Consider the following 15,461-nt stretch of genomic DNA (forward strand, 5'->3'; position numbering starts at 1 on the left):
GAGTTGTTTTGGTAGGATTATTCTTCTTTCCAGTTCATCAGTATGCTGCCGAGCACGATGAAGAAGGCTGCGAGACCTAGGGCGATGATCGTGTTTGTCAAAGCCTGGGCAGGTTGCGCGTAGATGAGTGCGTCTCTTAGTCCGTCGTTGACATAGGTTAGTGGCATGAAGTTGGCTATGATCTTCATGATATCGGGCAGTGTCTCGCGGGGCCAGAAGGTTCCAGCCAAGAACATCATGGGGAAAGTTATCGCGTTCGCAGCCGCATCCGCGCTCTCAGCCTCCTTCACGAAATTTGCGAGGACCATGCCGATGCCCGGGAAGAGAAGGGCGGCCGCAACTACCAACCCTACCGTGTAGATGTCGATAGTCGCTGTCACGCCAAAGATGGCATAGCCGAAGAAGAGGATAACGACAAGTGATATTGTAGCCAGGATCATCTGGTAGCCAACCATGCCGAGAATCCATTCGATCTTGCTCAGCGGTGTAGTCGCGAGTTTCTTGATAATTTTCAGCTCTCGGTATCTGCCATTGGTGTTCACGGCGCCGAAGACTCCGGTTGTGAGAAGGGTCATCCCGATTACTCCAGGGATGAAGAAGTCGATGTAGCGGACATTCTTCGTTACGATTCCGACTTGTTGGAGAATTAGGTGGTTAGGCGCGTTAGCAATTGCGGCTGCGTACGAAATGGTTACCGAGTGCACTATTCCCGCGAGCGACGCGGACGCTTGATCGCTCTGATCCATGTAGAGCTGAATGGTCGCATTCTTTCCGCTCATCAGGGTGGCATTGAAACCTAGCGGTATGACCAGCAATCTCTGTCCGCGATTATGTTGCTGAGCGTCCTCTTTCACAAATGTCAGCGGGTTTGGTTGCTCAGCTGGGATCACGTGAAGGTTGAACGCTCCGGTTTGGTTCAGCACGTTGACGTAGCCTTGAGAGAGAGCTGTGGGCACATTACCGGTCAGGTCCTGGTTCTGGAGGTATAGGTCGAACTTGGTGCTTCCGTTGCCGAAGATCGCTCCGAAGAGGACGATGAGGAGTAGTGGGAAGGCGATGGTCCAAAATATGTTGCTCTTGCTGCGGTACCCGCTCTTGAAGTGTCCATTGATGATTGTGTAGATTCGGCTCCTCATGGTCAGTTTCCCTCCTCTGAAACTCTGCGCCCTGTTAGATTGAGAAATACGTCATCTAGTGTTGGACGCCTAACTTCGATCTCCTTGTCGTGCAAAGGGGTCTGTCCCAAGCTCATGAGGATGTTTGTAAGTTCTCCATTGTTTAGAGGAATGGCAATGTCTCCTGCGTTTCTGAGCTCAGCTTTAGGCAAGCCAGGAGGTAGTTGTTTGAGTCCCTGCTCGCCAGCTTCTCTGATGATGAGCGTTTTCTTTCCGCCATGGCTGTCTATCAATTGGTCTGGGGTTCCAGACGCGATGATCTGTCCGTGGTCAATTATTGATACGATGTCAGCTAGGAACTCTGCCTCGTCCATATAGTGAGTTGTCAGGAAGACTGTTTTCCCTTGACTCTTTAACCGCTCCACAACTCCCCAGACATCTCTCCGAGCCCTAGGGTCGAGCCCAGTGGTGGGCTCATCAAGGAAGACTACATCAGGGTCGTTTACGAGAGAAACCGCGAGGCCGACTCTCTGCTTGAGGCCTCCAGACAAGCTCTTGAATTGTTCGTCCCGCTTATCCTTGAGATCTACTAACTCGATGAGTTTGTCCGCGTCGAGTTGGTGTTTGAACATCGCTCCGAAGTAGTTGATATTCTCTCGGACAGTAAGACGATCGATCGCATTGAAGTCCTGCGGTAGGACCCCTATTCGTTTTCTGATCTCTGCCTGATCAGAACGTTTGCTTACGTCATATCCAAGCACTCGTGCTTGACCGCCGGTCGGGTTTCGAAGGCATTCTAGGATCTCTACTGTCGTAGTTTTTCCGGCGCCGTTTGGGCCGAGAAATGCGAAGATTTCTCCTTTCGTCAGGCTGAATGATATGTCGTTGACAGCGACATTGTCACCGTATTTCTTGGAAAGCTTGTCCACCTGTACGACCTTGTCAGATTGTCCAGGCGGAGGCGCGGGAAGGTTGTCGCTCATTGGAGCGAGACTCCTACCGCGCGATTCTCAAGAGGTTCGTAATGATTATCGTCGCCGTGATTGATTCCGGCTTCGATCGAGTGCGAGTTTCCATCAGATTTCACCACAATTAACGTATTGACGCCGGTGTCGCTTTTAATGGTCGGGCACATCTCGTAGTCACACAATGTGATTACATCTTGCTGACTCGCGAGATCCGTTTCAACCCGATGAATACCATTCATCTCGAATCTCTCTATCCTTGCGGGAACAAACTAGGAGAGATGGGTTAGTTTTGCGCTTACGTCCCATAGTCTTTGCGCTATCTCCTGATCATAGGACTCGTCTGAGGACTTCTTCACCTTCAACTTCTCCAGATATTCTCCGTTGAGATCCTTTGCGTCTGGTGAGGAAGCGAGATAGACAATTGTCTCCGCTCCTTTCTCGGGACTTGTCATGAACAATTTCGGCAAAGCCATGATGAAGCCTACAGGGCCAAAAGGTCTCGTCCAGATGTTGGTCGCAACAGTTCCCGGATGGACAGAGTTGACTGTCACCCCGGTTCCCTGGAGTTTCTTGGCGAGTTCGTGTGTGAAGAGGACGAGGGCGAGTTTCGATTGTCCATAAGCTTTCCATCCGCCATAATCGGTCTGTAGGTTCAGATCGTCGAAGTTGATGTGTCCATTGTAGTGTCCCACGGATGAAACGTTGATGATTTTGCTTGGAGCGCTTGCCTTCAGCAGGTCTAACTGGAGGTTCGTTAGAAGGAATGGTGCGAGATAGTTTGTTGCGAAGGTATTCTCGTAACCGTCAGGTGTAACGCGACGTCGTTGGTTGAAGAGCCCAGCATTGTTGATCAGGACATGTAGTCTGGAGTATTTCTTCTGGAATTCTGATGCAAGGGTCTTCACCGACTCGAGGGACGATAAGTCGGCGAGTAGGAGATCGATTGAGTTGTTCTGAGTTGTTCTGATTATATCGTCTCTTGCAGCTTCTCCTCTTTCCTTGTTTCGTGCGACCATGACGACAGTCGCGCCCTTCTTGGCAAGAGCGAGGCTGGCTGCTTTACCAATCCCGGAATTGGCTCCGGTAACCATGACCATTTTGTCTTTCATTACCTTGTCCGAGACATTTTCGTTCTGCATTATTCGTCGCTAAACTGACTGGCAAGTCATTATTTAAACGCGTCGGTCATTTTTAAATACGACACGCGCACACTTCATAGAGGAAACATGCCACGTGTTGTCCCCGAATACAAAGAAGAAGCTAGAACACGTATTCTCACAGCCGCAAACCAGGTCTTTGGAGAAAAAGGATACCGCCAGGCAACAATGGACGACGTGGCCAAGAAACTCGGCGTGAGCAAAGGAGCACTCTACCTATACTTCGCCAGCAAGGAAGAACTATTCGAGGCCATCTGCCGAGCAGAACCCTTAGCATTCAAAGAGATCCTATACTCCACCTTTAGCGAAAACAAGAGCCCGCTAGAGAGCGCTGGCGAATTCTTTGACAAGATGCTGAAGCGATCCGGATCTAGCTCAGGACTGAGCTTCGAGATATTCTCAGAGGCATCTCACAACCCTGGTCTCCGAAAAATTCTCAAGAAGACTCGGGACGAATACGCAGCGATCCTGATGAGCTATTTGGAAGAGGGACGAAAGAGAGGCTTTATCGATAGTGACCTGGACCTGCGGTCGATAACCTATGCACTCATTGGTCTCTGGAACGGAATGGAGACATTGGTCCTGACAGGGCTTTCCGTTGCCGAGGCAAGGAACGCATGGCTTGAAGCGTTCAAGGCGATATTCATGCATCAACCAGTTCACAAACGAATCTAGTGATCCACTAGACCGGAACTGAGCTTACTACTTTGTTATCAGCATGCTCCTGGGTTATCTGCAAAGCGCCGTAGATGATGAGACCGAGCATCGATACATACGCAACTGTTCCTATTGCTTCTCCTACCAAACCGGTGAGAGCTATAGTTGCACCGATTTGAGCCACAGATAGCCCGCGCTGATAAAGGACTAGTGCTTGAAAGGGACCTCCAAGGGCGAGCCAATAGTACAAGTCCCAGGAGCCATCGATGATTAGGTTGATCAGGAAACCAAGAGCGATCAGAAAGAGCCCGCGCGATTGTCTCTGACGAGATAGCCAGAAAGAAATCACCGCGGCCGCTGCAAGAATGGTTGTGCTCACAATGTAAGGAGCCATGTTAAGCAAGAACAATCCCGGGGAAACGTCAACCACTCAAGTTCAACCTTCGTGAATATTGTTGCCCAGCTTATTGAACAGTATGGAATAGAAGATTTGCACTTCGATGCACGGCATCCCCCCTATGAGGTAGACATAAAACCAGATTTCTTGGAGCCTTCTGTTGTCCTCATGTCAGTCGCGAAGCCGAGGCCCGGCGGCATCAACTCCAATAAAATCGATCACGTTGTGATCATTTTCAAAGAGAATCACACCTTCGACAACTACTTCGGCACTTTTCCCGGCGCTAACGGGATGATGATGCCGAGATCCCCTAATCCTCCGCCAAGGGACCCAGACCATCGACACAGCGCATGGTTGACACGCCAGACGACCTCAGTCCGCCAACAATTCGTTGAAGCTGACATTCCCGCTTACTTTGCCTACGCGAGAAAATTCACCCTATGCGACCAGTACTTCACGGATGTTGCGGGACCATCCACGCCAAACCACTTGATGGTGTTGGCGGCTGATTCTCCCTTCATCGACAACCCCCACCCGGGCGACCCGTCGAGAATCCCTTCTTCGCTCCCTTTGAGCCTTGAATCGCACAAGTTGTCTTGGGGAAACTATGGCGGGTACGCGTTCCAGTATCTGAGTGGTGTTGGTGGGAGAAACAAATCTACGTCTGACCAGTTCGCCAAGGATGCGGCGGCGGGAAAACTGCCCAATGTCTCGTGGGTCTATGCTACGAGTCAGTTTGATGAGCATCCTCCTGACCCTGGGAAGGGTCCGATGGGGAATGTGACGACGGGTATGCAATGGACCGTGGAACAGGTGAATGCGATTGTGAAGGGAGGACTTTGGGGGAGGACTGCTATTTTTATAACATGGGATGACTGGGGCGGGTGGTTTGATCACGTCGATCCGCCGAATGTTGAGGCGTGGAAACTTGCGACTCCACAGCCATCTTACAAAGGGACACAGTTCCGGTACGGGCCACGGGTCCCATGTCTAGTACTGGGTCCATACGCGAAGAATGGTTATCTTTCAAAGAAGCTGCACTCGCACGTTAGCCTGGTCAAGTTCTGCGAATCATTGTTCGGACTACCTGCCCTAAATCAGCGAGATTCGCAGGCGGACGACATGTCGGACTGTTTCGATTTCACCCAGACTCCATCCCAACCACCTCACTGATACAGTGAACACTGCCCGCCGAACACTCAGCAAACTTTCATATTCGCTATTGTCCAGAGAGCAGACGCTGTTCTAGTATGAAGAAGACCGAGGGATCTCGCTTGGTCAAATGGAACTACAAGGCGGACATAATGACTGCATGTAGCTGCGACTGGGGATGTCCATGTAACTTCAACGCTCCCCCTACTCGAGGGTTCTGTCAGGGAGGGTGGGCTCTCAAAATTGCAGATGGCAAATCTGGTGACATACGACTCGACCGACTAGGTTTCGCTTTGATGGCCAAGTGGCCCAGAGCAATACATGAAGGGGGCGGCACTGCGAGAATATGGATAGACTCGAAGGCTACTAAGGAGCAGGGACACATCCTCGATCAGATCGTCAAAGGAAAGATGGGTGGGAAGCCATGGCCAATCTTCGGTCCAACGATTGATACCTGGCTGGAGACGTCATTTCTCCCCCTAGAGTGGGAGTTCGACGGAGCTAGGAGCCACTTCAAATTTGGCTCAGAGGTCCGTCTATCTATGGAGCCGATGCGAAATCCGGTGACGGGCAAGGACGTCGCGGCAAAGATCGTTCTGCCTGACGGTCTGACTTGTAATGAGCTGAACATGACGTCCTCGCAGGGTTTCTCAGTATTTGCTCCGGGACTGAAATATGCATGGTCCGGGAAAATGGCCTGGTACGGGTCCGTGGAACACGGGTCGTGAGCGAGAGCTCAGGCTTCGTCTTACTGAGCTGTGAGAATCTGCGAGGGCTTAGGGCCCTTTGATATTGAATGGAGAGTAGAATCCATTTTTCTCGGAAATATTCCAGTTCCATCCATGATCATGGAGCGCGAGCTTCTTTGATTTGGCTACAACGGCGGGCTGGTTCGGGACAGCGGAAAGAGGGTGATTCTCTATTATTATGTCTCGGCCACCCGCGCCTTCTACGGCTGTGATCTCCATGTCACCGATGCCTGGCATATGCAGGAAGCGCTGTTTGCCCTTGGCCTGGAAATCGATGTGAACCGGTTTGACACCTAGCACTCTTCCTATGAAGGGCGCGAGGGCCGCTGGTGGACCCCCAGCTTTTCCTGCAAAGATCGTTGTTAGAGCGTCACGCTGCGCCTGCGTGGCCTTCTCATCGATGTAGAGAGCCGCATCCCATTTGACCTTGAGCATATGACCCGCAGAATATATTCCCAGAGCTACGTTTAGACCGTTGAGGGAGGTGTCTGCATACTTTCCACTTTCGATATGCCATGCTATGAGAACGGTACACTCGCCAGTTGTTGGTGCACTAGTGAAGACGCACGGGCAGGCAACGTCGCAGTTGCAAGCCTCAAAATACGACCCGGCCAGATTCCACTTGCTCGCCATATCCCCGGCAAAAAATGGGCTTAACTATTAGAGACTAGGAAGCCTGGGCGCGTTCGCCCCATCTACCTAGAGCTGTCAAAATCTGCCAGTAAACGAGGGTCACACACTGGACTCTGTTCGAAACATCCCAGTCTCTGTAACGGGTATCTTTCTTGCTAGCGTCCTTGGGGCGTTGGCTCTTGGTGCGTGGCTAGTAAGCGCGGAGTCGAATATGCCGATGGCGGGCATGTTTGATCTCGTCTCCTTCGGCTTCTTCACGGCCTTGTGGGCTGTGGGAATGGTTGCGATGATGTTTCCATCGCTTATTCCGATGGTCTATGCGCTCACCAGCTCGGCCCGGAGAGAGCTGGAGGAGAACGGGTCATCGGGAGGTCTCGGCCGCGTACTAGTCTCTGCAAGGGCGGGGCTGTTCGTTCTCGGATACGTTGCCATATGGACACTAGTAGGCGTCATATTCTACCTGGGAATCACTCTCCTGGTGCAGGCAGGATTACCGGCTAGCTTCGGTACCGTTCGTTCTTGGGCCGGACTGATACTGATCGGAACAGGCCTCTACCAATTCACACGGTTCAAGGAAATGTCGCTGTCGAAGTGTCGCAGTCCAATGACGTTTATTCTAACCAGTTGGCGGAACGGATCCACGGGAGCAGGAATCATGGGCGCGAACTACGGCTGGTTCTGTACCAAATGTTGCTGGGTCTTAATGGTAGGCCTCCTCACCGTCGGGGCCATGAGTCTACCATTCATGGGGGTCTTCGCGCTCATCATCTTTGTCGAGAAGGTTGCGCCGTTCGGCAATCTATTCTCTAAGATTGTTGGCGGTGCCTTTCTGGCAGCAGGTCTCTATCTGTTGCTATGATAAGAAAAAAATAGACAGACAAACCATGATTCGTTGAACATGGTCAGATACTTCGGCTCAGGTCAAGTTATCCCTGAACGATGATCGCTCCTATCATCTGTGGTTGATGGAATTTACAGTGGAAATTGAAGCTTCCAGCTTGGTTTGTGGTGATTGTTATGGTTGCGTTCTGGATCGTGCTTGACTGGGCCGCAACAACAGCGTCGTTTGCGTATGGTGCGTTGAGTGTGAACGAGTGAGCCTTGTCAGTCGGGTTGTAGAAGTGAATGGTCACAGTGTCGCCCTTGTTCACAACGATTAGGCTAGATGAGTAGATGTAGTCCGAGGTCAACCCCCTTGTCTGACTGGAGTTGAAGTTCTGATCGACAACGAACAAGTATACGTCTCGTGCTTGCGGCGCGGCACCGGGATGCTCGAGATAACTAGTTGCTAGTCCTGTTACGCTTCCAACGATTGCTGCTAGTAGCACGGTTGCGATGAGGAGGTTGCGATTGCTCCAGGTGACCATACTGCCGTCAAGTAACGACGTTGTTAAAAGGTTTTACCACTGTAGTTTGTAGAATACTTTGCTACGGGCCCCCGACCTCAAAAGCTCTTACCTTTCCGGTCAAGCGAAGCTGTTAACATTCCCCTGTTTCGATTCACGTTATGACGGCGAAACCGGAGTGAGGCTTCAAGACATCGACCTACTTACTCCTACCATCAGGGATTTTTCCCTTCCCGCCGTCAATTCTCATCACTGGAGACTGGACTCAACAAGCCCGCTTAGTTTGGCGCGGGAGAAGCTGATCCAGGACTCGGATACCGACTGGGTATTGTTCGTCGATGACGACATTACGTGGTCTCCCGAAACGCTCGATCGAATGTTTCTAGCGATTGACGCTAAGACTGGAGCTATCGACACTCAGATCCTTGATAGGGGGATAACTCCGCACTTCACAACTTCAAGGGTTACTCGAGGCTGGCTCGGGTTCACGCTAGTGAGGAGGGAGGCTGTTCAGGACTGGCATCCTCCACCTCTGCAAAGATTCGAGGATGAACATCTGAGAAGACACATTCTCAAGAAAGGTTTCCGGTACAAGAGGATTCTAGATATTGCGCCAGTGATTCACGATTATGTTGCTGGGAGACCGACCAAACATGACCATTTTCTCGATGGCCAGGGAGCTAGACGCGTGTTTTCGCGGAGGGAGAAGATCTGGATGGTCGCTAAGACTCCTCTCTTCCTCAGACGAGGAAAAGTTCGTTTCCTAGCTCACTATTATTTCGTGAGTGGAATGATCCACTAACGGATGGTCTTGATAGTTGAATGACTAAGAGATCTCCCGAGCAACTATCAATGAACGCTGCACAGCTTCTTGTTCGATGCCTCGAAAATGAAGGTGTCCAGTACGCATTTGGCATACCCGGGGAGGAGAATATTCACGTCATCGACGCGCTCAATAGGTCATCTATCCGGTTCGTTCTTGTCCGTCACGAGCAGGCCGCTTCTTTCATGGCCGACATCTACGGCCGCCTCACCGACCACGCGGGAGTCTGCATTGCGACCCTCGGACCCGGAGCGATCAACCTCTTGCTAGGAACGGCAGATGCAAACACCGACAGCGTCCCGCTCGTCGCTATAAGCGCACAGGGGGGCTTGAACCGGATTTACAAAGAATCCCACCAGATAATCGATCTTGTCAGCATGTTCAAGCCTGTCACGAAATGGGCCGAAATGATTCCGAGGCCGGATGCTATCCCGGAGATGGTTCGGAAGGCGTTCAAGCTTGCCCAGACTGAGCGTCCAGGCGCCGTCTATCTTGCGCTGCCACAAGATGTCGAGAAAATGACCGTGCCCGCAGATCTTCGTCCGCTCGAGATCAATGTGGTGCGTGATACTTCTCCTTCTCCTGCTCAGATATCGCGTGCTGCGAAAGTTTTGGAGGCTGCGAGGAGTCCTGTGATACTTGCGGGACATGGTGCGGTCCGCAATCACGCTAGTGAAGCTCTCATCCGTTTCTCCGAACGTCTTCACATCCCTGTCGCAACGACTTTCATGGGCAAAGGAGTCTTCCCAGACAACCATCCCAACGCGCTCGGTACAATAGGGTTCATGATTCATGATTACGCGAATTTCGGCTTTGACCAGGCCGATGTGATTCTAAGTGTCGGTTATGACATGCAAGAGTTCGATCCAGTAAAAATCAACCCGAAGGGGGACAAGCAGATTATTCACATCCATCGCTATCCGGCACAGGTTGACGCTCACTACCATTTGGCTGTGGGTATCCAGGGTGACATTTCAGAATCACTCGACGCGCTATCGCGAGAGACTAAGCTCAAAACAGCATCGAATCCAACAGGTCAGAAGATCCGCCATCTGTTAAAGGAGGAGCTTGAGATGGGAGGAGAAGACAATTCCTACCCGGTCAAACCCCAGCGGCTCGTCGCCGATACCCGAGCAGCTATGGGCGACAAAGATATCGTGCTGGTTGACACCGGCGCTGTGAAGATGTGGATGGCGCGGTTGTACTCAACCTATCAACCGAACACTTGCATCGTCTCGAATGGTCTCTCAACAATGGCCTTCGCTCTTCCAGGGGCCATTGCTGCGAAACTCGCCTTTCCCGATCGTAGGGTCCTAGCTGTCACTGGGGACGCTGGTTTCTTGATGAGCTCGATGGAGCTCGAGACCGCTGTGAGAGAGAAGATACCGCTCGTCGTATTGATCTGGGTGGACGGGTCCTATGGGATGATCAAATGGGAGATGGACCTAGAGCTCGGACACCACTCGCACGTTGACTTCGGCAACCCGGACTTCGTCAAGTTCGCCGAGAGCTTCGGCGGCAAAGGATACCTGATCAAGAGAGCAGAAGATCTGCTTCCCATCCTGAAACGCGCACTAGCAGACAACGCGGTCACGGTGATTGCCTGCCCCGTCGATTATGGACAGAACTCGGCGCTAACGAGCAAGTTGGGAGAACTCACAGAACCAATGTAATAGCAGGTTCTTCCTCGCTTTCAAGCCCAAGTCCTAGTAAGCAACTAGGGCGTTCAGACTATCGTATTTGTGATCTTGCCGCAGGCAGTGCACTTCCACTTGCCCCCGACCTTGACCTTCTCATCGCAACCGAATAGGCCGCATTGGGGAGGCTTGACCTCAGCGACTATGGCATTCCATGTTTCCCAGTGCTCGAGCCAGTTCCGCCAGTTCACCTTTTCCGGTTGGGAGGGTGGCCGTTTTTTCAAATCGTTCCGACGAAGTTTATTCTGGGGATTCACGGCAGAGGAACTACTCTCATATGCTAAGGTCTTCCTATCCCTCATCGATGATAAAATTCTTGCTCATCTGGCACTGGCGCAAGGGTCTTAGCCATCCTAGGATGATCGTCTGAGCGATTATCCCATCAGGTTCTTGTCTTGAAGGAAAAAAAGTTCAAGGGCATTGAGACTAAGCTGATTCATTCGGGCGAACCAGACCCGAGGGTTCAGGGGGCGGTGAGTATGCCGATTTTTCAGTCGGCTATGTTCGAAACCCGAAAGGAACCCGGCTACCATGATATCGAGTATATTCGCCTGAACAACACTCCGAATGCGAAGGCACTCCATGGAAAGCTGGCCGCAATCGAAGGTGCGGAAGACGCTCTTGTAACCTCGAGCGGAATGGCGGCAATCTCCACAACAATACTAACCTTCCTCCATAACGGAGACCACCTGCTCATCCAGAATTGCTTGTATGGTGGGACTCATGACTTTGTCACGAAGGATCTCAGCACATTTGGGATATCGTATGATTTCATCGATGGCAATGACCCGGAGTCGTGGGAGAAGAAACGGCGCCCCAATACGAAGGCGATCTATGTTGAGACGATGACGAATCCGTTGCTGGAGGTGGCGGACCATAAGGCAGTTGTCAAGTTTGCGCGGAAGCACGGTCTCGTATCGATGATCGACAATACTTTTGCTAGTCCGATCAACTTCCGTCCCATGGAGCACGGATTCGATCTCTCACTCCACAGCGGCACGAAATATCTGAATGGCCACTCGGATATTGTCGCCGGGGCGGTTATTGGAAGCTCCGAGTTAGTTAGTAAGGTCAAGCATCGGTTGGATCATCTTGGTGGAAGCTTGGACCCGCATGCTTGCTTTCTATTGCATCGTGGTATGAAGACGCTGGCAATCCGGATGAGACATCATAATGAGAGTGCTCTCAAGATCGCGAGATTTCTTGAAGAGCATAACGCGGTCGCGAAGGTGAACTATCCGGGGCTGGTGAGCCATCCTCAGCATAGACGGGCTGGAGAGTTGTTTGACGGGTTCAGCGGCATGCTCAGCTTCGAACCGAAAGGAGGCAAGACAGCGGCGGAACAATTCATGAAAAACGTCTCTATCCCTATAATCGCCCCAAGCCTAGGAGGGGTCGAAAGCCTGCTCACAAGACCGGCCACAACCTCGCACTCCGGAATGTCCACAGAAGACAGGAAGAAACTCGGAATCACTGACGGACTAATTCGAGTGTCGATTGGAATCGAAGCGACAGATGACCTTATCGAGGATTTCGCAACGGCATTTGAATCGATCAGAACTGTGGCCAGCATTCCCTGAGAGAATGCTCGATCACGATTCTGTTTCAGAGAGGCTTTTCAGATCTTCGCCAGTAATCTGCATAACTCGCCAATTCTCTCGGAAACGGGCCCCCAGCTTCTGATACACGTCTATGGCGCTTGTATTCCAATCCAGATCTTCCCATCGCATCCCATAACAATTCTCCGCGATGGCAACCCGTGCAAGATGAACCATTAGGGCGTTGCCAACACCTTTGCGTCGGAACTGTGATCGGACAAAGAAGTCCTCTAGGAAGAGCCCGTGCCTTCCTTGCCATGTTGAATAATTGTGGAAAAAGAAGGCCATACCAGCCGGTTTACCGTCCCACTCTGCAATAATCACTCTGAACTTGGGACTCTTCGAGAAGCCGTCCCTGATCAAGTCGTCTTCTGTCGCCCGAACTGCACTGGGCTCCCGTTCATACTCCGCCAGCTCGTGAATGAAAGACAAAATCAGGGGAACGTCCTCAATGCTTGCGTTACGAATTTTCAACATGGCTTGCAGGCTGTTGTTTTCTCCTCTTCCCTAAGAGTTGCGATCAACCCCTCGCTGAAGGAAATGAGCAGTAATTTCTGCTCAAGCACCGCTTGGCCGGGAAAGCCATGTTGTCCTTATTGTTCAATGTTCTATCGTGGATTTCCTTTCCGGTTGGGCCAGCCCAAAAGCCATTCCAAAGGTCACGACGAACGCGGCCCCGACCGGCGCCACAACTCCGGCTAGTGTCAGCATTGTCACGCCTCCAACCCAGTGGAGTGCCGCCGATAGACCGCCTTGGAGATCCAGCAAGGGGCGATCGCGCCTTGTGCATTTCCCATCGCAACCACCTCGTCGTTCCGTGATAGAGAGGTTTTTTCTAAGTCCAAGCCTAAAGTCCTGCATCGATTCTGGACACTTTCGGAAGAGAATGTCTCGTTGCCTACCCCTCGAACGTTGGACCGGCTCGATGCCAAGATAATCAGGGAGCTCGCAAGCACACCTGATTTCCGTGAATCCTACGCGAGCATGGCTGAGAGGCTTGGAGTAGACGAGGAGACTCTGCGAAAGAGAGTGAAACGTCTGCAGGGGCAGGAGTTTGAGAGTCTGCAGCTCTCTCTCAACCCGAGCGTACTAGGGCGGGAAGTCGTATGCATAGAGCTCCGAGTCGACGACGAGGCGAGAAAGCCCGCAATGATTTCACAAATCAAACTAGTTGACGGAGTAGTCCAGATCGTGGACTTCCACGGCAAAGAAGTGGAGGTAGTCCTCTGGCATGAAGGCGAGCAAGACCTCCTCAGAAAAGTCCAACTCATCAGTTCTATCTGTGGCGACGAAGAAGCATTCTACTGGCCGTTGGAGATCCCCCGCTCCAACCACCGACTGAGAAAGACGGACTGGCAGATCCTGAAGGCGATGCGGAAAGAGCCACGAAAGAGTCTCCTAGAAATCGCCGCGGAGATTCGAGCCTCTGTTCGAACCGTCAAGAGAAGGCTGGCCCTCATGACGAAGGAGAACGTCTCCTTCCTGCCCATCCCTAGTTTCAAGAAATCCCCCACTCTCAGCATCAGCTTCCTTGTCCACTGTCCGGATCACACGAAGAAGAAAGTGCTCGACAATTTGCTGCAGTCAAAGTTCTAGAAGCTCATTTTCTACATGGCATCGAAAGAGTACTCACTATTCGCTACGGTTCTCCAGAACGTAAACGAGGCAGACCAGACCACGCGGTGGATGAGCGAGCTTGATGTCGTTAGCGATGTGAAGATGAGGATAATGAAAGATTTCATCTACGTCGATGACTGGCTTGACAAAGAGATAGAGAAACGATTGTTAGTGTCAGAATAAATCCGATGGCCACTAGATCCCATTCCATGTTGCATTAGGCCAAGAAAAAAAGGGAGATTTATCCCCGGACAACAAAACCGGGGAATTCTCCATCCGTTCGGTGTTGTCAGTTTGACGCTGCAATTGCTTTGCTAAGCCGTAGACTCATGCCGATCGCTGGTATAATCATGACGGTCGAGGCCATAAATGAGAGACTGTAGATCCCGAAGGTAGCGCCGTAGCCAAAGAGCGAGTTGCCTAGGGTCGGACCGATGATCTCTGAGATGCTTTGCGCCGACTGAGTCATACCGAGGGCTCCACCCTGCTGTTGGGCTGATACCCTGAGAGAAACAATCGCACTAGCTGTCGCGAAGATAATTCCGGACCCGAACGCAAGTATGGTTAGGGATCCGAGGAGAACTAGTAGGCTGTAGGCTGTCGTGAAAAACAGGGCAAAGCTGGCCGCCGTCGCAATGATTCCGATGAGGAACAGTTGTTCTGGCTGGAACTTTTTCGAGAGTCTGGGAATCGCTACTCCTTGGGATATTGCTAGGACAATGCCGACGAGGAAGAAGAGCAATCCGACTTGGAACGGACCGAATGAGGCAACTTGCTGCAGCCAAGGCGTCGCGGTGCTTATCGAGACGTTGAAGGCGATCAGCGCGACTAAGTAGGTTACGAACAGTAGTTTCAGATCTGTCCTGGTCGCGATGGTGCGTACAGTCTCTTTTAGCGAGGGTCTTGTTTCTAGGTTCCTCTTAGGCGGCTCGGGGAGTCGGAAGTATCCTAGCGCTAGGTTCGAGAACGCGAGCGCTGCGGCGATGAACGAGGGAACTGCATAGCCGTAGAGGCTGCTCAGTGTTCCGCCGATTGCAGGTCCGATGATGAAGCCGAGGCCGAATGCTGCGCCCATCATTCCCATGTACTTCAGTCGAGTCTCTTTGGATGTGATGTCGGCGATGTACGCATTCGCCACTGGGAATGCTGCTCCTAAGGAGCCTGCGACTATTCTTGCAACGAAGAGTAGCCAGAGGCTGTTCGCGAGGCCGAAGACGAGCAACGATATTCCCGTGCCTGAAAGAGAGAGGAGGAGGATTCGTCGGCGGCCGTGTCGGTCGCTAAGGCTGCCTAGTATTGGGGTGAAGATGAACTGCATGAGACTGTATGAGGTCAAGAGGAGGCCGTAGACCAGAGGCGTGGCGCCTAGACTCTTTGCGTAGAAGAAGATGTACGGGAGGACAATTGAGAAGCCTAGAAAATCAAGGAAGACGGTGAGGAAGAGAACAGAGAAGATTGACCGTTGGACTATTGACTGCGAAGTGTCGAGTTGAGTTACAAGTTTCTGTGCTTCAATGTTTTCCGTGAGTGTTTTTCCACTTTCCATTTTTCC

The 15,461-nt window shown here is 51.8% G+C and carries 19 protein-coding genes; 9 read left to right on the forward strand and 10 right to left on the reverse strand.

The window, feature by feature from the left end; all coding sequences use genetic code 11:
* Nucleotides 1-17 precede the first annotated feature (17 nt).
* The 3 genes from VGS11_12805 to VGS11_12815 all read right to left on the reverse strand — a co-directional run bounded on the left by VGS11_12805 (nucleotide 18) and on the right by VGS11_12815 (nucleotide 3,222).
* The gene (locus VGS11_12805) at nucleotides 18-1,136 is read right to left on the reverse strand and encodes an ABC transporter permease (GenBank protein ID HEV2120969.1); all 1,119 of its coding nucleotides are present in this window, start codon (nucleotides 1,134-1,136) and stop codon (nucleotides 18-20) included.
* 2 nt (nucleotides 1,137-1,138) lie between these two features.
* Nucleotides 1,139-2,098, reverse strand: coding sequence for an ABC transporter ATP-binding protein (locus VGS11_12810; protein ID HEV2120970.1), 960 nt, complete (start codon nucleotides 2,096-2,098; stop codon nucleotides 1,139-1,141).
* Nucleotides 2,099-2,352: 254 nt separating this feature from the next.
* On the reverse strand, nucleotides 2,353-3,222 hold the full coding sequence (locus tag VGS11_12815; GenBank protein HEV2120971.1) for an SDR family oxidoreductase: 870 nt from the start codon (nucleotides 3,220-3,222) through the stop codon (nucleotides 2,353-2,355).
* Between the two features lie 87 nt (nucleotides 3,223-3,309).
* Here VGS11_12815 and VGS11_12820 point away from each other — a divergent pair, with 87 nt between their 5' ends.
* Entirely contained in the window at nucleotides 3,310-3,915 is a 606-nt protein-coding gene (locus VGS11_12820) for a TetR/AcrR family transcriptional regulator (GenBank protein HEV2120972.1), read from the forward strand.
* Between the two features lie 7 nt (nucleotides 3,916-3,922).
* On the opposite strand, the gene VGS11_12825 is transcribed toward VGS11_12820, so the two are convergent.
* Nucleotides 3,923-4,327: a hypothetical protein gene (locus VGS11_12825; GenBank protein HEV2120973.1), complete on the reverse strand. Its 405-nt coding sequence runs from the start codon at nucleotides 4,325-4,327 to the stop codon at nucleotides 3,923-3,925.
* Nucleotides 4,328-4,462: 135 nt separating this feature from the next.
* On the opposite strand from VGS11_12825, the gene VGS11_12830 reads away from it, so the two are divergent.
* Entirely contained in the window at nucleotides 4,463-5,467 is a 1,005-nt protein-coding gene (locus tag VGS11_12830) for an alkaline phosphatase family protein (GenBank protein ID HEV2120974.1), read from the forward strand.
* 77 nt (nucleotides 5,468-5,544) lie between these two features.
* Nucleotides 5,545-6,174 carry a DUF1326 domain-containing protein gene (locus VGS11_12835; GenBank protein ID HEV2120975.1) on the forward strand — a complete coding sequence of 210 codons (630 nt, stop codon included), beginning with the start codon at nucleotides 5,545-5,547 and terminating at the stop codon, nucleotides 6,172-6,174.
* A gap of 48 nt (nucleotides 6,175-6,222) precedes the next feature.
* Here VGS11_12835 and VGS11_12840 read toward each other — a convergent pair whose 3' ends face one another.
* Complete coding sequence (locus tag VGS11_12840) at nucleotides 6,223-6,828, reverse strand: DUF1326 domain-containing protein (GenBank protein HEV2120976.1); 606 nt, start codon at nucleotides 6,826-6,828, stop codon at nucleotides 6,223-6,225.
* Nucleotides 6,829-7,000: 172 nt separating this feature from the next.
* On the opposite strand from VGS11_12840, the gene VGS11_12845 reads away from it, so the two are divergent.
* On the forward strand, nucleotides 7,001-7,687 hold the full coding sequence (locus tag VGS11_12845) for a DUF2182 domain-containing protein (GenBank protein HEV2120977.1): 687 nt from the start codon (nucleotides 7,001-7,003) through the stop codon (nucleotides 7,685-7,687).
* Nucleotides 7,688-7,754: 67 nt separating this feature from the next.
* On the opposite strand, the gene VGS11_12850 is transcribed toward VGS11_12845, so the two are convergent.
* A complete protein-coding gene (locus tag VGS11_12850; GenBank protein HEV2120978.1) occupies nucleotides 7,755-8,195 on the reverse strand; it encodes a cupredoxin domain-containing protein in 441 nt (146 codons plus the stop codon).
* Between the two features lie 157 nt (nucleotides 8,196-8,352).
* Between VGS11_12850 and VGS11_12855 the strand changes: the two genes are divergently transcribed.
* Together VGS11_12855 and VGS11_12860 are read left to right on the forward strand one after the other, a co-directional pair.
* On the forward strand, nucleotides 8,353-8,976 hold the full coding sequence (locus VGS11_12855) for a glycosyltransferase family A protein (protein HEV2120979.1): 624 nt from the start codon (nucleotides 8,353-8,355) through the stop codon (nucleotides 8,974-8,976).
* A gap of 20 nt (nucleotides 8,977-8,996) precedes the next feature.
* Complete coding sequence (locus VGS11_12860) at nucleotides 8,997-10,670, forward strand: acetolactate synthase large subunit (GenBank protein ID HEV2120980.1); 1,674 nt, start codon at nucleotides 8,997-8,999, stop codon at nucleotides 10,668-10,670.
* Nucleotides 10,671-10,723: 53 nt separating this feature from the next.
* Here VGS11_12860 and VGS11_12865 read toward each other — a convergent pair whose 3' ends face one another.
* Complete coding sequence (locus VGS11_12865; protein ID HEV2120981.1) at nucleotides 10,724-10,918, reverse strand: hypothetical protein; 195 nt, start codon at nucleotides 10,916-10,918, stop codon at nucleotides 10,724-10,726.
* A gap of 171 nt (nucleotides 10,919-11,089) precedes the next feature.
* Here VGS11_12865 and VGS11_12870 point away from each other — a divergent pair, with 171 nt between their 5' ends.
* Nucleotides 11,090-12,274, forward strand: coding sequence for a PLP-dependent aspartate aminotransferase family protein (locus VGS11_12870; GenBank protein HEV2120982.1), 1,185 nt, complete (start codon nucleotides 11,090-11,092; stop codon nucleotides 12,272-12,274).
* A 12-nt stretch (nucleotides 12,275-12,286) separates the two neighbouring features.
* Here VGS11_12870 and VGS11_12875 read toward each other — a convergent pair whose 3' ends face one another.
* Nucleotides 12,287-12,769 carry a GNAT family N-acetyltransferase gene (locus VGS11_12875; GenBank protein HEV2120983.1) on the reverse strand — a complete coding sequence of 161 codons (483 nt, stop codon included), beginning with the start codon at nucleotides 12,767-12,769 and terminating at the stop codon, nucleotides 12,287-12,289.
* Between the two features lie 123 nt (nucleotides 12,770-12,892).
* Nucleotides 12,893-13,060 (reverse strand): hypothetical protein, encoded by a 168-nt coding sequence (locus tag VGS11_12880; GenBank protein HEV2120984.1) that lies wholly within the window; start codon nucleotides 13,058-13,060, stop codon nucleotides 12,893-12,895.
* A 126-nt stretch (nucleotides 13,061-13,186) separates the two neighbouring features.
* On the opposite strand from VGS11_12880, the gene VGS11_12885 reads away from it, so the two are divergent.
* The gene (locus VGS11_12885) at nucleotides 13,187-13,888 is read left to right on the forward strand and encodes an AsnC family transcriptional regulator (protein ID HEV2120985.1); all 702 of its coding nucleotides are present in this window, start codon (nucleotides 13,187-13,189) and stop codon (nucleotides 13,886-13,888) included.
* A 15-nt stretch (nucleotides 13,889-13,903) separates the two neighbouring features.
* On the forward strand, nucleotides 13,904-14,092 hold the full coding sequence (locus tag VGS11_12890) for a hypothetical protein (GenBank protein ID HEV2120986.1): 189 nt from the start codon (nucleotides 13,904-13,906) through the stop codon (nucleotides 14,090-14,092).
* A gap of 106 nt (nucleotides 14,093-14,198) precedes the next feature.
* Here the strand turns inward: VGS11_12890 and VGS11_12895 are convergent, their stop codons facing one another.
* On the reverse strand, nucleotides 14,199-15,455 hold the full coding sequence (locus VGS11_12895) for an MFS transporter (GenBank protein HEV2120987.1): 1,257 nt from the start codon (nucleotides 15,453-15,455) through the stop codon (nucleotides 14,199-14,201).
* Nucleotides 15,456-15,461: the final 6 nt, after the last annotated feature.

The sequence above is a fragment of the Candidatus Bathyarchaeia archaeon genome (genome assembly GCA_035935655.1).
Lineage (GTDB): Archaea > Thermoproteota > Bathyarchaeia > 40CM-2-53-6 > 40CM-2-53-6 > 40CM-2-53-6.